The 23873-nt window shown below is 44.9% G+C and carries 18 protein-coding genes; 4 read left to right on the forward strand and 14 right to left on the reverse strand.

Annotated elements, in window-relative coordinates; translation table 11 throughout:
• Positions 1–425: 425 nt before the first annotated feature.
• On the reverse strand, positions 426–1664 hold the full coding sequence (locus EC604_RS07895; protein WP_123063630.1) for an MDR family MFS transporter: 1239 nt from the start codon (positions 1662–1664) through the stop codon (positions 426–428).
• A gap of 158 nt (positions 1665–1822) precedes the next feature.
• Between EC604_RS07895 and EC604_RS07900 the strand changes: the two genes are divergently transcribed.
• The gene (locus EC604_RS07900) at positions 1823–3592 is read left to right on the forward strand and encodes an ABC transporter substrate-binding protein (RefSeq protein WP_123063631.1); all 1770 of its coding nucleotides are present in this window, start codon (positions 1823–1825) and stop codon (positions 3590–3592) included.
• 165 nt (positions 3593–3757) lie between these two features.
• Here EC604_RS07900 and EC604_RS07905 read toward each other — a convergent pair whose 3' ends face one another.
• From EC604_RS07905 to EC604_RS07920, 4 genes are all read right to left on the reverse strand, one after another.
• Positions 3758–6139: a polyprenyl synthetase family protein gene (locus EC604_RS07905; RefSeq protein WP_123063802.1), complete on the reverse strand. Its 2382-nt coding sequence runs from the start codon at positions 6137–6139 to the stop codon at positions 3758–3760.
• Positions 6140–6273: 134 nt separating this feature from the next.
• Complete coding sequence (locus EC604_RS07910) at positions 6274–7071, reverse strand: sulfite exporter TauE/SafE family protein (protein WP_123063632.1); 798 nt, start codon at positions 7069–7071, stop codon at positions 6274–6276.
• Between the two features lie 488 nt (positions 7072–7559).
• A complete protein-coding gene (locus EC604_RS07915) occupies positions 7560–8315 on the reverse strand; it encodes an SDR family NAD(P)-dependent oxidoreductase (protein WP_123063633.1) in 756 nt (251 codons plus the stop codon).
• A gap of 350 nt (positions 8316–8665) precedes the next feature.
• Positions 8666–9106: a DUF6376 family protein gene (locus EC604_RS07920; protein WP_151458059.1), complete on the reverse strand. Its 441-nt coding sequence runs from the start codon at positions 9104–9106 to the stop codon at positions 8666–8668.
• A 172-nt stretch (positions 9107–9278) separates the two neighbouring features.
• Between EC604_RS07920 and EC604_RS07925 the strand changes: the two genes are divergently transcribed.
• Positions 9279–10247, forward strand: a complete 969-nt coding sequence (locus tag EC604_RS07925; RefSeq protein WP_123063635.1) for a bile acid:sodium symporter family protein — start codon at positions 9279–9281, stop codon at positions 10245–10247.
• 120 nt (positions 10248–10367) lie between these two features.
• Here EC604_RS07925 and EC604_RS07930 read toward each other — a convergent pair whose 3' ends face one another.
• On the reverse strand, positions 10368–11219 hold the full coding sequence (locus tag EC604_RS07930; RefSeq protein WP_123063803.1) for an aldo/keto reductase: 852 nt from the start codon (positions 11217–11219) through the stop codon (positions 10368–10370).
• Positions 11220–11400: 181 nt separating this feature from the next.
• On the opposite strand from EC604_RS07930, the gene EC604_RS07935 reads away from it, so the two are divergent.
• Positions 11401–11823, forward strand: coding sequence for a MerR family transcriptional regulator (locus tag EC604_RS07935; protein ID WP_123063636.1), 423 nt, complete (start codon positions 11401–11403; stop codon positions 11821–11823).
• Positions 11824–11912: 89 nt separating this feature from the next.
• On the opposite strand, the gene asd is transcribed toward EC604_RS07935, so the two are convergent.
• The 4 genes from asd to EC604_RS07955 all read right to left on the reverse strand — a co-directional run bounded on the left by asd (position 11913) and on the right by EC604_RS07955 (position 17000).
• Positions 11913–12998, reverse strand: coding sequence for an aspartate-semialdehyde dehydrogenase (gene asd / locus EC604_RS07940; protein ID WP_123063637.1), 1086 nt, complete (start codon positions 12996–12998; stop codon positions 11913–11915).
• Between the two features lie 904 nt (positions 12999–13902).
• Positions 13903–14202 (reverse strand): hypothetical protein, encoded by a 300-nt coding sequence (locus EC604_RS07945; RefSeq protein ID WP_123063638.1) that lies wholly within the window; start codon positions 14200–14202, stop codon positions 13903–13905.
• 141 nt (positions 14203–14343) lie between these two features.
• Positions 14344–16146, reverse strand: a complete 1803-nt coding sequence (locus EC604_RS07950) for an ATP-binding cassette domain-containing protein (RefSeq protein ID WP_161556882.1) — start codon at positions 16144–16146, stop codon at positions 14344–14346.
• The gene (locus tag EC604_RS07955) at positions 16143–17000 is read right to left on the reverse strand and encodes an energy-coupling factor ABC transporter ATP-binding protein (RefSeq protein ID WP_123063640.1); all 858 of its coding nucleotides are present in this window, start codon (positions 16998–17000) and stop codon (positions 16143–16145) included. The genes EC604_RS07950 and EC604_RS07955 overlap by 4 nt, the downstream gene beginning before the upstream one ends.
• A gap of 113 nt (positions 17001–17113) precedes the next feature.
• On the opposite strand from EC604_RS07955, the gene EC604_RS07960 reads away from it, so the two are divergent.
• Positions 17114–17701, forward strand: coding sequence for a biotin transporter BioY (locus tag EC604_RS07960; RefSeq protein ID WP_123063641.1), 588 nt, complete (start codon positions 17114–17116; stop codon positions 17699–17701).
• A 140-nt stretch (positions 17702–17841) separates the two neighbouring features.
• Here the strand turns inward: EC604_RS07960 and EC604_RS07965 are convergent, their stop codons facing one another.
• The 4 genes from EC604_RS07965 to EC604_RS07980 all read right to left on the reverse strand — a co-directional run bounded on the left by EC604_RS07965 (position 17842) and on the right by EC604_RS07980 (position 23662).
• Positions 17842–19767, reverse strand: coding sequence for a beta-glucoside-specific PTS transporter subunit IIABC (locus tag EC604_RS07965; RefSeq protein ID WP_123063642.1), 1926 nt, complete (start codon positions 19765–19767; stop codon positions 17842–17844).
• A gap of 210 nt (positions 19768–19977) precedes the next feature.
• A complete protein-coding gene (licT, locus tag EC604_RS07970) occupies positions 19978–20808 on the reverse strand; it encodes a BglG family transcription antiterminator LicT (protein WP_123063643.1) in 831 nt (276 codons plus the stop codon).
• Positions 20809–21100: 292 nt separating this feature from the next.
• Entirely contained in the window at positions 21101–22543 is a 1443-nt protein-coding gene (locus EC604_RS07975) for a 6-phospho-beta-glucosidase (protein ID WP_123063644.1), read from the reverse strand.
• 291 nt (positions 22544–22834) lie between these two features.
• Positions 22835–23662, reverse strand: coding sequence for an amidohydrolase family protein (locus EC604_RS07980; RefSeq protein WP_123063645.1), 828 nt, complete (start codon positions 23660–23662; stop codon positions 22835–22837).
• Between the last annotated feature and the right edge of the window lie 211 nt (positions 23663–23873).

Here is a 23873-nt window from a genome sequence, read left to right on the forward strand (position 1 = left end):
TATAGATTGATCTTCAAGTGACAACTTGGAATTGATGCCAGTTCTTGATTTTACTCTTACTCATGCTCCTTTCCATGCGAACTGTTTAATGGAATGAAAAAAGCCATAGATGAATGAAGTTCATCTACAGCTTGATCGGATCGAAAAGCCAGCCAGAAATGTGACATTTCAGCTTCTTCTCTAACATCGCAGTATGAATGAGCGTCCAGACAGGGTTGCAGTAAGCTGGACTGTCCAAACGTGCTCAATACTCTACCTGGATAATGTCACTATGCTCATGCATATTCAATTATTGGTTGAAGTACCTGCGCTGCCTGATCCATCATGGTTTATCCCACCCGTTCCACATATTTGTTGTTTATTGTATTCGCTCATTCTTTATACGTCAACATAATTATTAACTGAATTGTTATTTACTTCATCTGTCAGAGTCCAATTTGTACAGATTCAGGTGTTTGCTTTTCTCTGCCGACAAGTCGCTTATGTGCTATTACTAGAAAAGGGACCCCGAGTGCTGTCGTTATAGCAATGGGAATAAAGACGGCAAGACCATTCCCCGCACCAAACTGGCTTAACAACACCCCACCAATGACCGGAGCCGCAACATTCCCAATATTGTTGAAACCGATTGTACCAAAATAAGTCCCTTTCCATTCCGGCTTTGCAATTCGGTCGATAAGCATATCCATCATGGTAAAGAGCAGTACTTCCCCTACTGTAAACAGGATGACACTGATCATCATCAGTACAATCCCTTCGGCTAAACCAAATAACAGCAGACTCGCGGCAACGAGCAGATTACCTAGAATTAGCGGTACAAGCGGAGGTGCATTCCGGAACGTACGCACGAGTGGGTACTGGACAACCAGCACGGTGATTGCATTGAGTGAAAGCATATACGAGAACATCTGACTTCCATTTTCAAAGATTGGGCTTCTCGCCAAATACTGCGCTAACGTAGAGCTGAAGTGACCATAACCTAACACACAAAACGTCGTACCAATCAGCACAGGTAAAAATACCCGATCCCGTCCGGTGGTCATAAGTGCTTCGCGCAGACGAGGTGCAGCCACCGCTAGTCGTCCAGGCAGATTGGCGTGATGCAGTTTAAATTGAAGACCCAGAATCAGACCGTACGCGATATAAACAAGCCCCGAGATGACAAAAGGAAACGTCGATTCCGATGATCCTAACTGAAATCCGATAATTGGCCCAAATACGACCCCAAGGTTAATCGCAGCATATCTCAGATTAAATACTAGCAGTTTGTTCTGCGGTGAGGTGATATCGGATAACAACGCTCTTGAGGTTGGCTCAAACACAGCCCGGCACAAACCATTTAACGTATTTGCAACAAAGAACACCCATAAATGCTCGGCTGCCGCAAAAATGAAAAATACAGCCGCCCAACTAAATACCGAAACGAGCATAACGATTTTGCGACCGATTCGATCAGAGATATATCCGCCGTAAAAGCTGACGAGCACTCCTGCCAGTGAGCTTACCGCAACCGTAATTCCCGTCTGGGTCGGCGTAGCTTCAAGCACACGTGTCAGATAGATGGATAGAAACGGAATACTCATCGACGTTACGAGGCGCCCAAACATCGTTCCAATAATAATGGTCCAGGCCAGCGGGTGAATTTGCTTCAAAATATGTTTCATCTTTCATTCTCCTATCTTGCTGCTCTCTCTATCTATCCTGTTGCTGCGAAAATGGATGAATTCTTTCATCCTCATAGGTATAATTGTAAAGATAAAAGGGGGAAGTAAAAGTGTAATGATTCGTTGTCACTTTTCACCTTTATGGAGGAGCTACATACATGGATACGATATACACTCACTTTCTAAGACTAGCTGGCTCTGAAATGCTCTCAATCAAAATCAATGAACCTGTACGTGTAACGATTGAAAATCTTTCCTCCGTTCTCTGCTGTACTCCACGGAATGTAAAATTCATCCTACGAAAGCTGGAGGAGCAGCATTTTATCCATTGGAAACCTGGGCGAGGACGAGGCCATCATTCCGAACTTACACTACTGCGAAGTCTGAATGATGCTTTAGAATTCAACTTTACTGAACTTCTATCCAAAGGCAAACTAAAAGAAGCCATCGAGTTGATTGGAATTGTCCGAATCGATGACTTGATGCGTGAAAAACTGATGCTCACCCTTCATGAACAGATGGGATTTCGCAGTTACACCGAAACCGCCTCTGGTCAGGATACGCTTCGCATGTTGAGATCACGTCAACTGGGTGATTTGGACCCAGCTTCGGTTTATACTGCTTTTGAAACCTATCTACTTGGCCAAATATGCAGCACACTAATTACTTACGACGCCGACACCGATACCTTTTTACCCGCACTTGCACATACATGGGAATCTAACAACGACCATAAAGAATGGGTATTTTATTTGCGAAAAGGGGTTCGTTTCCATGACGGACGTGTGATGACATCTCATGATGTTCAGGCTTCATTGAAGCGTTTATTTGAAACAAATTGTTCGTCTCTGTGGCTGTACCGTGATATTAAGCGAACAGAAGTGAACGGCGATTATTGCATCAGGTTTATATTGCATCGTGCGAACCGTTTTTTTCTGCATCTGTTCAGTTGTATTCGCATGACGGTACTGCCGGCGGATCATGACTCAAACCAGACCTTGATCGGCACAGGCCCGTTTCAGATCACCGAGATGAGTGACGATGTGATCAAACTGACGGCATTTGATGCTTATTATGGTTTTCGTCCACATCTGGATCAGGTCCACATCTGGTTTCTTCCTGAGCAGGCTTCAAGCGACGGTTATTATGATTTGCCTGGTACTGAACGGCTTAGTCTGCCTGGAAGCAGTCATGAGAAGCCTCATTATATTGACTATCCTGCACTTGGCTGTCAGTATATGCTTTTCAATTTCAATGTCACGGGTTGTCATCATGCACTGCCCTTCCGTCAAGCCATGCGCATCGTCTATGATCCAGTCACACTGGTGCATGATTTGGGTAAAAATCGAATTACACCCGCCAGCAGTTTTCTGCCGTGGAAAAGCGATGCACGGAGCTGGGACGCTGCATCACTCGTCGATGCTCAAGCATTGCTTGAACAATCGGGTTATCAAGGTGAATCCTTCTTGTTATCATATAAAAAGAACAAAGATTCCGATGTGGCGGAGTGGATGCAACAACGCGCACGTCAAATTGGGTTAAGAATTGACCTGGAGCCTTTTGACGATTATCTGGATGTCGTGAAGACTTCAGATGCACCTTTGATTTTGAGAGAAGAAATACTGGAGGACGACTGGCAGTATGGCATGATTCATTTTTTCAAAAATCAAAGCAATACGCTGCATGAGTACATGACTCCTGAGCTTCAATCGATATTGGATACCTTGCTGGATCCCTTTCCGCAGCTTCCTCACTCCGAGCGTAGCGAGCTTCTGGAGCAGGCTGAAGAATTACTGCGGGAAAATAGCTGGATGTTGTACGGATGTCATATGAACAAAAAAGCAGAATTGCATCAGAGCTTCTACGGCATGCAAACTTCAGAGTTTGGATTCCTAGATATTTCAAAGCTATGGATCAAAAATCCCTAATTTTCAAATGCTGAGCGAATAACAATCAAAAATACAAAAAAACCCTCAGCCCGTTAAAATACGGTTGAGGGTTTCACTAATTATACATCGAATAGCAGTTATAAATGCGGTAAATCCGTTGTAATTTCGATTATGAAGATCATGCAAGTCATGTACATCCTAGCCTTACCGTTCACGTCCGACGAGGTAATCCAGCAGATGTTTTAAAAATGGGATCGGTTTGGGCATTTGACGTAATGAATCGGCAGCAAGACAGTAATGCTCCCACATCGCTTTTTGAGCACCTGTCTCTCCCAGAATGGATACAAAGGTTGAATTATTATTCCGCTCATCCTGACCGGCAGGTTTACCAAGGATATGTTGATCTCCCCCATAATCCAGCAGGTCGTCCCTGATCTGAAAAGCGATGCCTGCATGATACGCAAATGTTTTTAGCGCGTCGATCTCCTCATCTTTTACTTCTGCCAAAATCGCTGGCATAACCAGCGCCGCCTCAAAGGCAATGCCTGTTTTGTAAAAACAGATCGTGTTCAGCTCCTCCAGTGAGAGCAGCTTTCCTTTTGAACCCAGATCCATCGCCTGACCCATACACATATCCTCGGCTTTCATAGCCGAATATTGAATCAGCTTCAGCACCGTTTGCGCATCAAACCGCTGCAGTGAAGATTGCTCACGAATCGCTCGCTGAATCAGGAATAGACCTGTGAGTTCTGCTGTAGCGCTATTATGCAACTGATGAAGCGTGGAACGTCCGCGCCTTGTCTCGGCATTATCCTGTGTGGGCAAATCATCAAAGATGAGAGAAGCGGTATGCATATACTCCATGGATCTTAACAGCGGCATGATAGCCGACTCGCTAAGCCCGTACTCCTGAACACCCATGACCCAAGTAAGGATGGGGCGGAGACGTTTGCCATCCCCTTGCAAACTGTAGTTGGCCGCGTCCATCAGCTTCCCCTTCATATCGAGCTCTTCAGCGGCTTTGTCAATTTGCAGTTCTACATTAATCTGTTCACGTACCGTTCGGATCGTTTGCTGGAATGCTTCCTTCTCTTGTTTACCGTTACTGAGCTGCAGCACAACCTGATCCCGCAGCAATTTGTCCAGAAAATCCACGTCATCTGCTTTTCGCACCATTTGCCGCACCACATGGTTAAGTCCCGGTTGCCCTGAAGCAAAGATCGTCATGACCTCGTCATACTTCGCCTGACCGAGTCGCTCTCTGCAGCGCTTCAGCCCGTTAATCGCACGATCCAGGATAACCTCTCTTGCCTTAGCGTTCGAATGGTAGACGTCATGGATCAGAAACGAGATGACTGCCCAGTACAACTCATACGGATTAATCAAATCCGGACGCAGATCGCGATATTTCAAATAATACGTGTAAGGTGTCACTGCCTCAGCCTGCATATCATCGAACATATCTGCAAAATCATCCGCGAGTTGATTATAAATCCCGTAATGAAACGTGCGCAGATCAAACCCTTCATCTTCCGGTGCGCTAAGAACAGAACGTACAATCAATCGGGACGACGCCGACTTAATAATAATCGGGATGTACAGGTCTTCATTCGTATAATGGGCATTGGATAATTTCTTGCCACGATCGATCTCCTGGGACTGAAAGAACACATAAGACTGTTCAAAAAAAGTGTGACGCATCTCCTCACGCTGATAATCCCGAATATATTCAAAGGCCTCTCGAAGCTCGGAGTGTACATACCGAATCACTTCAAGCTGCGGCCCCTTCCATTCTCCAAGATCAGGCACAATGCCGGTATGCAAAGCTTGTTGTATCATCGCCGAGTACTGTTCCTTCTCCTGTGTGGTCAGCACCTGGGAATCGAGAAGATCATCTACAAAAGGGTATGTTAAACCGTAGGAATAACCAAGCCTGATGGCTGCATCGAGCTTAGCAATCCGTTCCTCCCGTGGGGTGTCCTCTGTAAGCTCATCGTCGACATGAAGCACGACGCCCAGAATAATCTTGATCAATTTACGTTGTGCCTGCGCCGCGTCGAGTTCTGGGGGAATGTTTGCTGCAACATGTTTTAATTTGTCCATCACCCAGATGACAGCCTCTTCAATCTGTTCTCGCTGTCCCCATCGATATAATGCTGCCGGGCTTATGTAATCAGCCTGACGTTGTGCTTCGCTTGCGATACGCATAAAATACGCTTTGGTATCCTTGGCGATACGCTGAATCTTGTCTTTTGTTTTCGGGTTATCCAGCGCCTGCCCCAGATCACGCATGTAGATATATGAAATGCTGCGATCCAGATAATCATCGATCTTGCCTGTCGCACTGAGCCAATGCATATATTTCTGAGTATCATTGGCATCCGGTTTTCTTTTACCAGCGAACCAGGATAACCAGTTCCAACGATGGATGTGTGTTTTTTGCCAAATCCTGAAATCTTGAATAAGTGCATCTATATGGGTGTTATTAACTAGCTGCTGAGAGAGCTTTGCAAAATACTGAGATGCTTTCTGCTCTGCGAGACGGTAAGCTTCATCTGCATTAGCTTCGGCCTTAGGCTGATTCATAAGTACGTTGTTCATCGGTCGATCCCTCAACTTCGGTTAAAGTTAAACATGTTCCGTTCATGTTCATACCCTATATACGGCGGTTCAGCCGTTTGGTTACGGAATCGTAAATGTCTGAGAGATAAGACAGATAATCAGAATATGGAAGACCATACTTTAACCGCGGTAATCGCAATCAGGAGAAGCAACGCATACCGAAGCAGCCGCACATTAATCATAGAACTTACCCTTGAGCCAATCGATGCGCCAATCAAACTTCCAAGCACGGTGTAGATAATCGGCTCCACTGGAATGTCTCCCGCAGATAACTTCCCAATAACACCTCCTATTGCAGAGATGAAGACAATCGCGAGGGATGAGGCAATCGTTGTCCGAACCGGGATCTTCAGAACAGTCAGCATAACAGGAATGAGTACAAACGCACCACCAGCCCCGACAATTCCTGAAACGATTCCTACGGTAAACGAAGTACTTGAAGCAATCATTTTATTAAACGTTAGCGGTTGGTCTAGATCCAGCCGCCCCTTGCTCGGAACGAGCATTAGAACGATCGCAATGATCGCCAGAATGCCATAAACCAGATGGATCATACGTTCAGCCAGCATGCCTGAGATAAAACCGCCAATTAAACTACCCACCAGAATACTGCTTCCCATATACAGCACAAGTTTGGAATCGATCACGGCGCCGCTAGTTATGCCTGCCTTTGCTTTCCTGCGAAATGCAAGTACGCCCGCAAGCGAGGCAAAGAACACTTGAAACATGCTGATGGCTGACACCTGATGAGCCGTGAACGGTTCGAGCCCTGCCATTTCCGGCACATAAAGCAATAGAGGAAAATTAATGATCGCCCCACCGATGCCAAGCAATCCGGAGAAAAACGAACCGATGAGACCCAGTATGAACATGATGAAGAAAAGCAAAAGATCCATCGGTTATACGCTTCCTTTCTTGAAGATAATACGAAGATACAAAACCAAAAAAAGATAAACTTTGATCACAAAAAACATATACAGGACACTTGGATTCGGGTATAATATTTTAAAACCAAGTAATTTAATCAGAAATGAGTGATTAAGCATGTTGAATGTGTTGAAGACACTTTTTGTGAATACATGTCCTCGCTGTAACGAAAAATTACAAACACATCATGATGAGTTATGCTCAGTCAAAACCTGCACTCATTGTCACTATAAAGAAGAAAGTTATAGCTCACTTGGAGTCCGTATTGTATACGACACCACAAATGGATAAAACGAGTCAGCACTTTTATTGTATCATGAACTTCTAAATTTCGGGATAATTCGACACCATTATATGATGATTTGATTACAAGAGTGAACATGAAAAGGCACAGGAAAATTACCTCCTGTGCCTTTTTGTTCTTTTAAATGCAATATGATTTAGGGTTAGATAACCGTTATTTCGTTTTAAAACTCAGGAAACCATCATCAACCGCCACCGTTGTACCATTCATCGCACTCGCGGCATCACTGAACAGGAAGGTGACCACACTTGCTACTTTTTCCGGCTGGATTAACTCTCCGCGCATATGTTGAGTGGCCAATGCATCCTTCATGGCTTTGTCATTCCCCAGAATCGGAGTTTCGATGAACCCAGGCGCTACACCCAACACGCGAATTCCGTGCTCGGCCAGTTCAAGTGCACCCGATTTGGACATCATCACTACTGCCGCTTTCGCCGCATTGTAGTTGAAGCTGCCGACAGCTGCCACGCTTCCATAGATCGAAGCTGTATTCACAATCGTGCCTTGCACGTTTAATTCAACCATTTTCTTCGCACCGTAATACATGCCGTAGTATACGCTATGTTGATCCACATCAATAACCTTGTGATAGGATTCCGGGTCCATTTCCAGAAACGGCTTTACAAGACCGATACCCGCATTGTTGAAAATCCCGTTGAATGTTCCATACTTTTCAACAGTCCAGTCAATCAAAGCTTTAATCTCATCCCCTTTGGATACATCCACTTTATAAGCTCCGGCTATGCCACCCGCTGCTTCAATCTCAGTCGCAACCTGTTTGGCTCCTTCTTCGTTAAAATCCGCGACAACGATTGTTGCTCCCTGTGCAGATAGTTGCAGTGCTGTTTCTTTTCCAATCCCGCTTGCTCCACCTGTGATAACAATGACTTTTCCCGTATGTTCGGACATAACATAGATCTCCTTTGCTAAATAAAATTGGTTTATAGGTAACTAAATTAATGTTAGTCACTATATAAATGTTTATTAAATAACCATAATAGTCTATCATACTTTTGTCAAATGATGCGATAATGATAGCTCAGCTTGTTACCAAACAAACATTCACCTTCATAGTATTCCCGATTTATACACTGCAAGCATTTTGGATCTTTGTCGTAATCCATATCGTTTTTCTTTCTACAAAATAAATATGAAAAAAAGACGAGCAGCCCTTCCAGATCACCCGTCTTCTGTAACTTTCCTGTTCAAATGCTCCTTAAAGAGAAGGAAAGATTATTCTTATATTTAATTTAAACTTATTATTCCGTTTGTAATCCGCTCAGCGGTTCCTTCAAGCTGTTGATGTTGTTGATTAATTCTGGAATACCTGTTTTCTCCCAATTCTCAGCGGTAATCCCTTGCTCCGCGACGGAAGTTTCGAATTGGTTCATAACTTCTGTCAGCTGATTATTATAACTAACCAGATTCTCATGAATGTTTTCTCCAATAGCAGGCGCACTCATCTCCGAAAATTCAGCGGCTTCTGCTTGAATTAGATCAATCTTCTCTTGAATCTGACCCGTTACATCCGGGTTATTGATGGCATCTGCTGCAAGTTGCTGTAACTCGGTTCCAGCACTCGATACCTGATTGATATAATCCGTAGCACCGCTTACATAACTCAGACTTTGATTGGCTTGCTCTACAATCGAACAAGCGGATAGCATCAACATACTGGAGGCCACAATAGCTGTAATCATCGTCCTGTGTGTTCTGTTTCGCCTTCGCATGATCATCTCCCTTTCTTCATCTCAGAATGATGGTACCTTACTTCATGATACTTGTTCACAAAGCTACATTGCAAATCAGCCTGCATGCCTAGACATTCCGATGTATAATAGGAGAATCACACAAAAAAGGGATGTCATCATTATGCTTCAGGCCTTAAATCAACGCTTGAACCGCATCATGCCGCTGATTACCCCCACTAGTATTATCATTGGTGTTTTATGCGGCAGTTTTTTATCTTCTTACACGTATTTATCGCCTTGGCTGTTTGCCTTCATGACGTTTGCGGGCAGTATTAGTCTGAGTGTACGAGACTTTGTTAATGTCTTGAAAAAGCCTTTTCCGCTGTTTGTTTGCCTTCTGATCTTGCATTTGGCAATGCCTCTTATTGCGCTAGGCATGGGCCATCTCGTGTTTCCAACCGATGCTTATACCATCACAGGACTTGTTCTCGCTGCAGTCATTCCGACGGGCATTAGCAGTTTTATATGGGTAAGCATCTACAGGGGGAATATTGCGCTTACGCTTTCGATTATATTGATTGATACCTTGCTGGCTCCGTTTGTTGTGCCCGGCGTGTTATCCCTGCTTGTTGGCACAAGCGTCACACTGGATACGGCAGCGATGATGAGCAGCCTATTCTGGATGATTGTTTTCCCTTCGCTGCTCGGTATGCTCCTTAATGAATGGACTAAAGGTGGCATCGTTCCTGTATGGGGGCCTCGCCTTAATCCATTATCCAAATTGTTTATGGCTTCGGTCGTTGCCATTAACGGCTCGGTTGTCGCACCCTATCTGGCTGACTTCAACTGGCGCTTGGCTGGACTGGCGGTAATTATCGTTTTTCTGGCCTCCTTCGGCTATGCACTCAGTTATTTCATTGCGAGGTGGCTGGGCTGGAACGAAGCGGATCAAGTGGCCCTTGTCTTTAACGGAGGGATGCGCAACATTAGCGCTGGCGCCGTTCTTGCGGTTACTTATTTTCCGCCGCCTGTTGCTGTTCCTGTCGTGCTTGGTATGGTATTTCAGCAGATGCTCGCGTCCCTCTCAGGGTACTTGCTGGGCAGGCGTTCTGAGCTTTTGCGCAACTCGGATAAAACCTCAGCTGCTTGATAACTTCATCCGCAATAGAAAAAGGCTCCGATCTCCGCTAGCGTTTCATCTCAATTGACTGAAATGCTTAAAGAGTATCAGGAGCCTTTTACTTATATATAAGGGTTATCTTGCAATATGTTACAGTTCCACTTTCAGGTTACCAAGCATTTTGGCCACCTCTGGATCATCTATTTTCATAAATAGGCTCTCTCCCGTATCCAATGCATCTATGGATTGCATATCTTCCGAACTGAGCACAAAATCAAAAATGTCAATGTTCTCAACAAGCCTTTCTTTTCGGACTGATTTTGGGATTACAACGATGCTTTTCTGCGTCAGCCACCGAAGCACAATCTGAGCGACGGATTTCTGATGCTTATCGGCAATCGAAGCAAGTGTCTCATTACTGAATAGATGATTGCGTCCCTCTGCAAATGGCGACCACGATTGATGCTGAATCCCATGTTCTTTTAAAAAGGCCGCACTGCTGACTTGCTGCTGAAAAGGATGTGTCTCAATCTGATTAATTGCTGGCACAATTTCATTATGAACCATGAGATCCATCAGACGATCAGGTAAAAAGTTGCTTACACCGATGGCACGGATAAATCCCTCTCGATACAGCTCCTCCATTGCTCTCCAAGCACCATAGTAATCACCAAAAGGCATATGAATCAGATACATATCCAGCTGTTCGAGCTGCAACTTATCCAATGATTTAGCAAATGCTTTCTTTGTGCTTTCGTATCCGGCATCTTGAATCCACAATTTGGTCGTAACAAACAGTTCTTCCCGCGGTAACCCACTGCGTTTAATCGCGCGTCCTACAGCTTCTTCATTCATGTAGCCGGCTGCCGTATCGATCAGACGATAACCTGCTCTTAGCGCTTCATAGACGGTGTTCTCACATTGCTGCGGATCAGGAACCTGATACACACCAAAGCCGATCATGGGCATTTCAACACCATTATTTAATTTTACCGTTTGCATCATATTATTTCCTCCTAAGGTTTTATGGTTTAACTCAAGCAATCAAGCGTTTCTGTCCATAAACTCTATGAACAGCACTGTGTTATTTCGCTTTGAATCAGCTTGCGTTACAATAACCCTAGTACCTTCGTGTAACACGAAGTCAAGCGATTTTGTAGTTCTTTTTTAGGAGGAATCATACATGTTTACGGTTCATGAAGCTGCCTTGATTACAGGGCTCACGGAGCATGCAGTTCGTTATTATACAGATAAAGGTTTGATTCCAAGCGTGCAACGCAACAAAAATAATGTAAGATTGTTTAACGATGAAGCGATCAACTGGCTGCGCGGGGTCAGATGCCTTAAGCAAACGGGGCTGCCGATTGAAGATATCAAAACCTATGTAGATCTATGCCTTGAAGGTGATTCGACCGTTCCGCAGCGCCTGGCTCTTATGATGCAATTCAAGGAAGCAGCGCTCACTCAACTGGAAGAGGCAAAACAGCGTGTTGCGCATCTGGAAGAAAAAACGCTCCATTATCAAGAAATTTTGGAGAAAGGCATTCCTGACATCACCAATCCCGCCCAGTGGGAAACTTCCGGCTCTAAAGCTACCCTAAACTAATTGAATACACCAAAAAACGCCGACATTTCATGTCGACGTTTTTCATGCTGCTCATTGGATGTTACTCATTGTTTATTGGATGACACTCGTTACTTCGGTTGAATATATCCTTCCGCTTTCAACAATTCAGCAATCAGCACGGCACCGCCAGCCGCTCCGCGCAGTGTGTTGTGGGACAATCCTACAAATTTATAGTCATAGAGTGAGTCTTCACGTAAACGACCTGTGGATACCCCCATCCCCCGCTCGATATCACGATCCAGCTGGGTCTGCGGTCTGTTCTCTTCCTCAAAGTACGTAATGAACTGCTTCGGCGCACTTGGCAGAGCCAGCTCTTGAGGACGACCTCTAAACTGAGACCAACGCTCCAGAATTTCATCTTTGCTCGGTTTTTTCTCGAAATTCACAAAAACCGTTGCCAAGTGCCCGTCTGTTACCGGTACACGAATACATTGTGTTGTAATCAATGGTGAAGACGCTTTAACGATCTGATTGTTCTCTACACTTCCCCAGATACGTAGCGGCTCCTGCTCACTTTTTTCTTCCTCGCCACCAATGTAAGGAATCACGTTATCCAGCATTTCAGGCCAGTCCGTAAAGTTTTTGCCTGCTCCAGAAATGGCTTGATATGTGGAAGCTACAACCTGTGTCGGGTTAAACTCACGCAATGCATGCAGCGCCGGCACGTAGCTTTGGATGGAACAGTTTGGTTTTACAGCGATAAAACCTGTAGTTGTACCCAGACGTTTTTTCTGAGCTTCAATAACTGCCAAGTGGCCCGGGTTAATCTCAGGAATAACCATTGGCACATCTGCTGTCCAGCGGTGAGCGGAGTTGTTGGACACGACAGGTGTACCGGTTTTGGCATAAGCCTCTTCCAGCGCCTGAATTTCATTTTTTTTCATATCCACCGCACAGAAAATAAAATCAACCTGGCTTGCAAAAGCTTCAACCTGAGATGCATCTTGCACCACAATGTTTTTTACCGGCTCAGGGATTGGAACCGCTAGTTTCCATCTTCCCTTTACAGACTCTTCATACGTTTTGCCTGCCGAATTGGCACTTGCTGAAATCGCTGTTACTTCAAACCAAGGATGTTGATCCAGCAGGTCTACGAAACGTTGACCCACCATTCCTGTTCCTCCGACAATACCGACTTTTAATTTTGCTGACATGGAATCATCATTTCCTTTCGATTTAAGTTAGATCATCTGTTACTGTCATCGTACATGGGATACTGGAAACTGTATTACCCTTTCATTCACACTATTCAGGTCCATCCAAAGCGTGTAATCCCAGCTCCGAAAAAACCAAAAAATCCCATCCCCAAGACAAAAGTCTCAGGGACGAGATTGAACACTCGTGGTACCACCCAGATTCGCAAATATGTCGCCATATTCACCTCTTCAAGTATGTGATGGATGACCAAGCTACCTATATAAGTTAAAATAATTATTTACACGAGCACTTCGATGACGGAATAACCTTCCAATCGCTGTTATCCCCAGATTTCTTAATTCCCCTTTTTTTAAGGGAAAATCCGGTGATAAAGGCGAAGCTTATGCTTACGATGTAGCTTTCTTACAGAAAGCTTTTAGCTTCGCTTCTCCAGGTTTTTCTACACTCTCCGTTATTGTGTAAAATAAAAATTCAACTAATTGAGATACTGTCTTCATCCGTTTATACTCTAGCTCTATAACAGGAGCGCCTGTCACACCATCCTTCAGCGTAAGCCAATTCCGATGTGCTGCTCAGAGTCTTTATTCGATAAAAGGTTCTTTGCCCCTTTTCAGCTACCGGAGCTCTCTGATGAAAGAAACATTTTTATCTACTCATCTCGTCGTTGCATTTGATATTGCGATTATAATATCAAAATTCCAGTACGGAAGTAAACACATTTTTTTATAATTGCTATGCCAGTTCACTTATTATTTCATTATTTACCTCTTAACACAATACATAACAAAATAACTCATCCAATTATAACCAAAAAGGTAAAACCAAAATAGCCCCCATACAGGATAATCCCGTCGGAGGCTTGCTTAAGGTTAATCTTAGTTTAACTGAACAGAGACTTCATTACATTTTACCCGGGTATTGAGGTTCGTGCACATCATCTGGAACCGTTTCGTCAAAGACATCTTGACCCGGATAATCTCGCACTTCTCCCTCATGCAACTCATGGTTCTCATAGTCAAAACGGTGTGCGGTTCTCTGATCTGCTCGCCACGGCGAGCTTTTCCCAAGCGACTCAGACAGCAAGGATGAACCGTAAGGGCCCTCTGGAAATTCTTCAAGCGTAATGTCATTCCGCTGCGACTCTACAGTGGACACGTCGGTATATTCACGTCTATCTTCCTGCAAAAACTTCTCTTCCATCACTCGTCCCTCCTGATCGTCTTGAGATGATCAACGCACCTTTAAGTTGGGCGAAACGGGAAGTTTTTATGCATTTTTCTTGGAAAACACTGCGTTTCTGGTGCTGATACGACAAGCAAATCAGCACCTTCATCTTCGTCTCTACCAATGACGCACCGATACCAGTACAACAAACACAAGCAGTCCAAGGATACTAATCCAGGTATCCCGCCTGCTCCAGGACAGAAGTGAGGAACGAGCGCCAAACGCGCCGTTCTCTCTCACCTTACGCATCTCCATCGCAATGGTCATATCCTCAGCGCGCTGGAACAACGCCATGATTAGAGGAATAATCATAGGCCCCAAGTCTCGTACACGAACCGTATTTGGCTTCAAAGCCACTTTTCCGCGTGCCCGTACGATCAGCGAAAATCGCTGCCACTCACTCCAAATCATTGGAATAAATCTAAAAACCAACGATACAGCCAGAGCAAACGAAGCTACAGGGAGCCTGATTTTCCGCCCGTAAGCCAGCACCCAGTTCAGTCCCTCAACCATGTGTCCATATGGCGTTGTAAGTGAGAACCACAGACTTGCAAGGGTTACGATGAACAAGCGGTAGAGATTAAGTAATGTTCCCTCAGCCTGAGTTAAGGAAAAGCCCAGTTGAATCCCGCTTTCTCCTGTGGTCAGAGTACTGCCCGATAATGCTGTAGAAAGAACAAAAAACAACACAAGTGGTTTCATCAACTTGATACAACTCATCAGCATCTGTCGAGGCAAGATAGCCAAAGCACCAGCTACTGGAATTAAAGTTAACGTCAGTCCTCCCCAATGATGCTGAAGCATCGCCGCTGTAACAAGCAACATATACAATACCCATTTCAAACGCGGGTCCATCATGCTTTTCAGACGGCCGAAAGAACTGGAAGAACTCGAAGAAGACTCTGGTCTTTCGCTAACGTTCAACAAAGAGTCTGTTATTGAAGAAACAGAAGATCCACGCCCATCTTTTTTTGAAATGAAAGTTGCAGCCGTCCTTGTACATGTCCAGTGTGTCATCGCAACAGTGTCATTGTCACTCTCCGCGTTGAGAGAAGTATCCTTCATCTCCATCCCGGACCGTAAAATAGATTCCGCCATCTCTTCCGGCGTCATCGCTTGAGAACTGATCTGCACCCCTGCCTCCCTCAGTTGCGCCGCAAGTCGCATGGATGGAGGTAGACCGATTCCCGCTTGCACTAATAACTCCGGATGCTTATATAGTTCCAGCGGCGTTATATCTGCTCTCAGGCGCCCTTCCCTCAATAAAAGTACACGATCTGCATGTGGTAGAAATGTATCCAGGTCGTGCGTCGCAATGACGGCTCCTCCGCCTTCCACACGATGCTCATCCAGGGAATCAAGCAGCAACCTGATACTCTGTGCCTCAAGCCCTGCGCTAGGTTCATCTAACAAAAGCCAGTTTGGCTTCGTCACATAACCAAGTGCAAGCCCTAATCTGCGCTTCTCTCCACCGCTAAGTGCAAAGGGAGACCTGTCCAAGTGAAAACGTCGCTCCCTCTCATCTCCTCTAAGCGGGTCCCAATGAGCCAAGGTTTCTTCGATCCGCTGTTCCTGCTCAGCATCACTCAAACGATAAGGGCGAAGGGAATATAACAGCTCTCGCTTAATATTTCGAGCAAACAATTGTTGCTCTGGAAACTGGAACACAAGTCCCACCTGAAACAAAACAGATTGAGGTACCTTGCCATTATGCCACATCGGCTCTCCTGCAAGCATAATGTCCCCAGAATCCGGCTGCTTGAGACCAGCCATCGTTTGCAGCAGCGTTGTCTTGCCAGAGCCAGTGCAGCCCAGAAGCAGTGTGATCTCACTGCGGTTCAGCGTTACCGAAATATGATCAAGTAAGGTTCGTTTTGTTTCATCATGAACTCGCACGTATATATTATTAAGTTCAATCACCAACGCGCAGCCTCCTTCGCAAGCTGCTCAGGCCGAAGAGGGTTAACATCCTGCAGTTTCCCGCGCTGTTTCAAGATCAGACACGTCTTTACCGTGAAAGGCGGTTCCAGCCCGGCCTCTTCACAAGGAGATAGATGCCATCCGTACGACTTCGTATCTGATTTTGCTTCCATTGCTGTGACCTCTGGATAGAAAAAAGACTCCGGTATGCCGTCATAGACACATTTCCCCTTACTCATAGCCATAATCCGATCACATAAGGTCGCTTCCTCCAGATGGTGAGTAATCCAGACTACTGCCGTACCATGGCTTGTGACGGACTGAACAATACGTTCTATGCGGTCTCTCGCATCAGGATCAAGCATCGCTGCAGGTTCGTCCATAACCAGTACATCCGGCTTGACCGCAAGGGCAGTAGCAATGTTAAGTAACTGTTTCTGTCCACCGGACAAACGTGCGATCACTGTGTCCAGCGGGTGGTGAAGGCCAACTAGATGCAGCGCTTCTTGTCGCCGTCTCGCCTTCTCCTCGCCGGATATATGTAAATGCGATAAAGCAAAATGAAATTCTTCTTCAATCGTATCCCCCAGCACCTGTGCTTCGGGCTGCTGTAATACACCACGAATGACCAGACTTGCCGGGATATTTCGCTCCCCACCGGATACAGGAATGAAACCGAGCAGCAATCCGGCTAGCGTACTTTTCCCACTGCCATTTGCCCCCACGATACTTAACCACTCTCCCGCTTTAAGCGTAAGCGAGACACCGTCCAGCGCCTTTTTAACTTCACCGCTTTCAGCAGCATAGTACACACGGACATCTAGCAATGAAATGATAGGTAACTTGTCTTGCATTTATAAATTAGTCCTTTCACATTCTGAAATTATATGATAACATGCTAATCGTCAACCATGTTAATTGGCTTGGTTAACAATAATTCTATCAAAATCGAAAGGATTGTACAAACATGAAATTATCATTGCGAGGCATTGTATTTAGTGCACTTATGGCTGCCATTCTCGTTATTTTCGGATACATAAGCATCCCTCTTGGCTTTTCACCTGTACCAATCACTTTACAAACTTTAGCAGTGATGCTCGCTGGTGGACTGCTTGGGCCACTCTATGGCTTTCTCAGTATAACCCTTGTCGTTGTGCTTACAGGACTTGGTTTTCCTCTGTTACATGGTACAGGCGGCCTTGGTGTGCTACTGGGGCCAACCGGGGGATACGTAATTATGTGGCCGTTTGCCGCATTGCTGATTGGCTTACTTCTTTCTAAAGTGCAGATTCGAGGAATCAAAGGTTTTTCGCTTGCTTTTATTATTATTGAGCTGTTTGGATCCCTATTAAACTATGTCACAGGTGTTCCTTGGCTGGCATACCGATTCAGCATGTCGTTATCGGATGCGATGATTCAAGGTTTCTATCCCTACATCATCGGGGATCTGATCAAAGCCATCTTTGCCACAATGATCATTGCTCCAGTTCGCAAGGTATATCCACCTCATCGTTTGACAAGCAATGTACACTCCGGCGTAGTGAAGGCGAACTAACGCAAGCTTCCTTCCATAGCCAGTTAACCTTATTACGAACGCACAACAAACAACCGCCACAGATTTCTTGGCGGTTGTTTGTTTAATGCTCTATCTATCTCTGTCTAACTCTATGGAGACAAACACGCTGTTCTAATGACTTAGGCTTTATTAGCTTCAGTTCCAACAATTTTCAAGAGCATATCCTTGTTGCTTACTTGTCCAGTAGCTTGCGGAACAACATCATTGTAATCTGCCGAATTCGTTACAATGATTGGAGTTACGATAGGATAACCGGCCGCTTTAATCTGTTCAATATCGAATTCCAGTAGCAGATCACCTGCCTTCACTCTATCGCCTTCCTCGATGTAAGAGATAAAATGCTGTCCATCAAGTTTGACCGTGTCTACACCCACATGCACCAGAATTTCAGCACCTGAATCCGAAACAACAGCAAGCGCATGTTTCTTTTTAAAAGCGACTGTTACCGTTCCATCAAAAGGAGCAACAACCCGTCCTGTTGATGGCTCAATTGCAATCCCTTTACCCATCGCGCCTGAAGCAAACGCCGGATCTGGAACCTCAGCCAAATCAACAATTTTACCTTCAATCGGGCTTAATACCTCTTGATCGGAAGTAACAGTAACCTGAGCAGATGACTTCGAAGAAGCATCTTTACTATGTGTAGCTGTTGCTCCAGCAGATGGTACGGATTCTACCTTTGTTTCTTCATCATCGACAGGGTCTTTGAAGCCCAGGATATACGTTAATACTGCGGAAACAATGAACGATGTGACAATACCGATAATCAAACCCGGAAAACCTTGACCACCCGGTCCGTAGAAGATCGGCAAAGTCAGCAATCCAGGCGCACCGGAAGCAAAAGCTTGCGTACCTGCCTGACCGATAATGGCTCCACCGACAGCACCACCGATAACCCCTGCAATAAATGGACGTTTCAGCGGCAATGTAACACCGTAAATGGCCGGTTCGGTGATCCCGAACAGAGCTGTAAGTGTTGAAGAACCAGCGAGTGTTTTCAATTTTTTATTTTTTGTTTTGAGCATGACACCAAATGCTGCACCCGTTTGAGCAAAGATAGAAGCTGTCGCTGCTGGCTTCACACCGTCTTGACCATGTACGGCAATGTTGTTAATAAATACAGGCACCAGACCCCAGTGTACACCGAAGATAACGAGCAACTGCCAGCTTGCACCCATCACAGCTCCGGCGAGTAACGGGCTGAATCCAAATGCAGCCACCATCGCCGATGCAATGCCATTACCAACGTATACACCAAATGGTCCGAAGACAAGCAATGTGAGCGGAACCATAATAACAAGCAAAAATAGCGGTGTAACAAAGTTTTTAATACTATCGTGAAGTATCTTGTTAAAAAACTTCTCCAGCTTGCTCATCACAATAACAGCTAGAATAATTGGAATGACGGTCGAAGCATAACTCATCAGGACTACAGGAATACCGAAAAAGTCTGTCGGCGTTCCGTCCGTTTTCAATTGAATAATGGTTGGATAGATCAATGCTCCTGCTATCGTCAATGCGACAAATGCATTTCCTTGGAACTTACGTGCAGTTGTAACCGCTAACAGCAGTGGCAAGAAGTAGAACAAACTATCTGCCGCTGCATACAGAATGATATAGGTCGTGTCTGTCTTTTCCAGCCAACCCACATTGTTTGCAATCAGCAACAACCCTTTTAAAATACCCGCTCCTGCCATCACACCTAGCAGTGGTGCAAAAATACTGGAGATGACGTCAATAATTCCGCCTAGTCCTTTAACTTTTTTGCCGCTTTTTTCTTTACTCGATGAATCGTCCAAAATATTGCTGATCTGACCAATTGCCTGATACACTTCGGGGACCTTGTTGCCTACAACAACTTGGAATTGTCCTCCGTTTTCTTTAACGGCAATAACACCTTCTGTTTTCTCCAGACCTGCTTTATCAGCCTTGGAGTCATCCTTCAATACAAATCGTAAACGTGTTGCACAGTGAACCAGTGATTCTACGTTTTTCTCACCGCCGACCCGCTCCACAATCTCTCTGGCCAGTTTCTCTTGACTCATGATTTGCCCTCCTACTTGTTGTCTAACAGTCTTTTTACCGATTTTTTGCACACAAAAAACCTAAGCCTTGAGTAAACGGACATAAAATTCCGAAATACACATGACTTAGGTTTTGCCTGCATAACCAGTAACAATCCCAGTTAAATCGTATTCAATTCCTGTTACAAACATAATATTATAATATACCCATTTATGTCAATAATTAAAATGTTAACGATTCACGACACGTTCGATATGAACCGTAAGATATAACTTTTCCTCATTGGTGAGTTCATGATCATATTCTTTTTTGACAAATAATGCGATTTTCTCTACACATGCTGCTGCTTCAGGATGTTTCTCCTTAATCATGTCGTAAAAATGATCATAATTGTTGTCATAATGCGTTCCACTAAGCACTCGCTGGGAGAAAAACTTGAGGTGTGTGATAAAACGGAAGTAACTGAGAGACTCCTCATCAAACTCCATTTTGAAATGATACTTGGCGATATTAATAATCTGCTGGATAAACTTCGTAATATTCATCGTCGTAATGACTTCTTCGTTCATTTCCGCATTCACAATATGGAGCGCAATAAAGGCCGCTTCATCTGGTGGGAGCTCGACATTCATCCTAGTATTAATCTGCTCCAGCATGCGCAATCCCAGCCCGAACTCCGCTTTGTACAATTGCTTGATCTCCCACATCAAAGCATTCTTGATCTCGATTCCCTCATGATAACGCTCGATGGCAAAGTGAATATGATCTGTAAGCGAAACATAGATGTTCTCGTTCAGTTTACGCCCCAAATTGTCACGTGCATGGGCAATCATCTCCTCCACAATCTCAACAAGTTCCATCGGAACTTCCCGCAGAAGCGTTTTAAAGTTATCGGATGTCTGTTTGTTTTTCAAGGCAAATACTTTTTGAATGCGGGTCTCGTCTACTTTATCTCCCGGCTTCTTCTTAAAGGCAATCCCACGTCCCATCACCACAAGCTCTGCTCCGTCGGCCTGATAGATGCTAATGACGTTATTGTTGATAACCTTTGCTATTTTCACTTCAATCCCCCCGTCACGTCCCACTCTCTAGTCGCCAAGATATATCCAATTATGGGCATGCAAAAAAACCTGGAGCATCACAAAATAAACAAGACGCGGCGGTCTGCTTTTTTTGGTGCTCAGGTTTTGCCTACGCGTGTGATGTAGTAACAATCCCAGTAACGATATATTTGCGTCAAGTATAGCGTGAACTGCGTCATATGTCAACGCTTTCAACGAGCAGACATGAGGAATTTGCATGAATCATGCAACTTCCTCATGCTTGGAAACAGCTGCTCTCAAAAAACTGAGATTACTTGTCTCCCAGGTCTGTACCGCCAGAGGCAATGACATTTTTATACCATTCGAAGCTTTTCTTTTTGATCCGAGTCAACTCGCCTTTACCTTCATTGTCACGATCCACATAGATGTAACCGTAACGTTTTCTCATCTCCCCGGAAGAGGCACTGACAATATCAATGGGCCCCCAGCTGGTATAACCGATGATGTTGCAGCCATCCTGAATGGCTTCCCCCATCTCAGCTACATGGCCTTTCAAATAATCGATTCGGTACGAATCATCGACTTCACCCTCAGGGCTCACCTCATCATGTGCACCAAATCCATTTTCCACCACAAACAGAGGTTTCTGATAACGGTCATGTAGCTGATTCGCCGTAATACGGAAACCCTTGGGATCAACCGTCCATCCCCATTCCGATTTTGCCAAATATGGATTGGCTATAGAACCGAACACGTTACCACTGGTCATATTTTTGTTCACTTCAGGGTCTGTACTGGTTGTCCGACTGGAATAATAGCTGAAGCCGATATAGTCTACTGTGTTGTTTCGCAAAATGTCAGCATCCTGCGGCTCCATCACAATGTTCAGGTTGTGATCCTTGAAGAAACGTTTGGCATAACCCGGGTACTCCCCACGTGATTGTACATCGATGAAGAAATAGGATTCTCTGTCCTTCTCCATCCCCTGGAATACATCTTCCGGGTTACATGTGTACGGGTAGAAGCTGCCTGCTGCGAGCATACAGCCAATCATGGCATCAGGGATGATCTTATGGCAAGCTTTAACGGCAAGCGCACTTGCAACGAGTTGGTGGTGTGCCGCTTGATATTGAATCTCTTTGATATTGTCACCTTCGTTAAATGCCAGTCCGGCACCAAGGAAAGGAAGATGAAGCAGCATATTGATCTCGTTAAACGTCATCCAGTATTTCACTTTATCTTTGTAGCGAGTAAATACCGTTATCGCGTAGGTTTCAAACAAATCCACCAGTTTGCGGCTTCTCCAGCTGCCATACTTCTCAATCAGATGTACAGGCACATCGAAGTGAGCCAGCGTAACCACAGGCTGGATGCCATGTTTCAAGAGCTCATCAAATAGATCATCGTAAAATTGTAAACCCGCTTCATTCGGCAGTGCATCCTCACCTGTCGGGAATATCCGTGCCCAAGCGATCGATACACGTAATGCTTTGAACCCCATTTCGGCGAAAAGAGCGATATCTTGCGGGTATCTATGATAGAAATCGATCGCTTCATGTGATGGATAAAACTCGCTAGCGAGCGGTGTAAACGCGGGTACATTTCCTTTCATAATGCTTCTACGGTTTTCTCCCGTTGGCAGCAGGTCAACGATGCTCAGCCCTTTACCACCTTCAAGGTATGCTCCCTCTGCCTGATTAGCTGCAATTGCTCCACCCCACAGAAAGTTCTCAGGAAATTTAAATGTTGTCATTCGTATTCTCCTTTCAAATATGTAACTCCATGATCCGCCCCTTTTCTGTCCTCCAGATCTGCCACTTGGAAAATAGAAAAAACCCGAACCAGCCTGTATACACTATGACGTGTATCACAAGCCAGCTCAGGTTATGCCCGTATTCGGTAACATTCCCAGAAAACATTATGCGGATTAGATAAAACATTACCAAGAAACAGGAAATATGTCAACGCACGCAATTTAATTAAACATACCTATTGGCTCAGTTAAAGGTCATTTTTCTCTATGCCATCGCTATTTCTCAGTTGCTTATAATTTGTAAAACGCGGCACAGTTATCACCAAAAATCATTTGTTGCTCTGCCTCTGACAAGCTTTGAACATGCATTTTCAGCAGATCGAAAACCTGCGCATATGTTCCTGCTACGGTACATACCGGCCAGTCCGATCCATACATCACTCGCTTAGGTCCAAAGGCTTGAAGCACAGTATCCAGATAGGGGGCAAAGTCTTCCTGGGTCCACTTATTCCAATCTGCCTCGGTGACCATACCAGATAATTTGCAATAGACATTTGGATACGTGGCAATCGCTTCGATGGTTTCCTTCCAAGGCGAACCGATTCCCGCCTTAATGTCCGGTTTAGCCAGATGGTCAATGACAAAGCGCTGCTGTGGGAACTTTTGAACCAATTCCACGGCATACGGCAGTTGTTCCTTCGATACGAGCAAATCGTAGGCTAGATTGTGCTGTTCCAGTAGGGCAATCCCTCGTTGAAAATCCTCACGCAGCACAAACTTTACATCAGGCTCGTCCTGAATGACATGACGAACCCCCTTCAGCCACGGGTTAGCCGCAAACTTTTCCAGCTGAGATGAGGCTTCCTCAGAGCGTAGATCTACCCAGCCAACTACGCCTTTAATGAAATCATGCTTATCCGCGAGTTCGAGCAGCCACTCGGTTTCTTCAAGACTTTGCCTTGCCTGCACAGCTACACAGCCCGAGACGCCAGAATCCGTAAGGATTGGCTCTAGGTCTTCCGGCAGAAATGAACGCTGAATCACACTCATCTCTTCACCGATCCATCCATAGTCACGGATGTTATAATTCCAAAAATGTTGATGTGCATCGAGTTTCATGATATGTGCCCTCCTGTGTTGTCCACGTTAGTTCAGTGTACTGCCTTTCATTTAAATATAAATCAAATGCAGCAGATAAGCACTAATATCCGAATGAATTTTATTCCAATTGTGATGGTATTTCCTTCCTGTCAACTGTGATATATTTACTGTTCAGAAAACGCTTTCAGTATTTTAGCTTCATCATCTTGTTTTGAATAGGAGATGTTAT

It is taken from the genome of Paenibacillus amylolyticus (genome assembly GCF_003719335.1).
Taxonomy (GTDB): domain Bacteria; phylum Bacillota; class Bacilli; order Paenibacillales; family Paenibacillaceae; genus Paenibacillus; species Paenibacillus amylolyticus_D.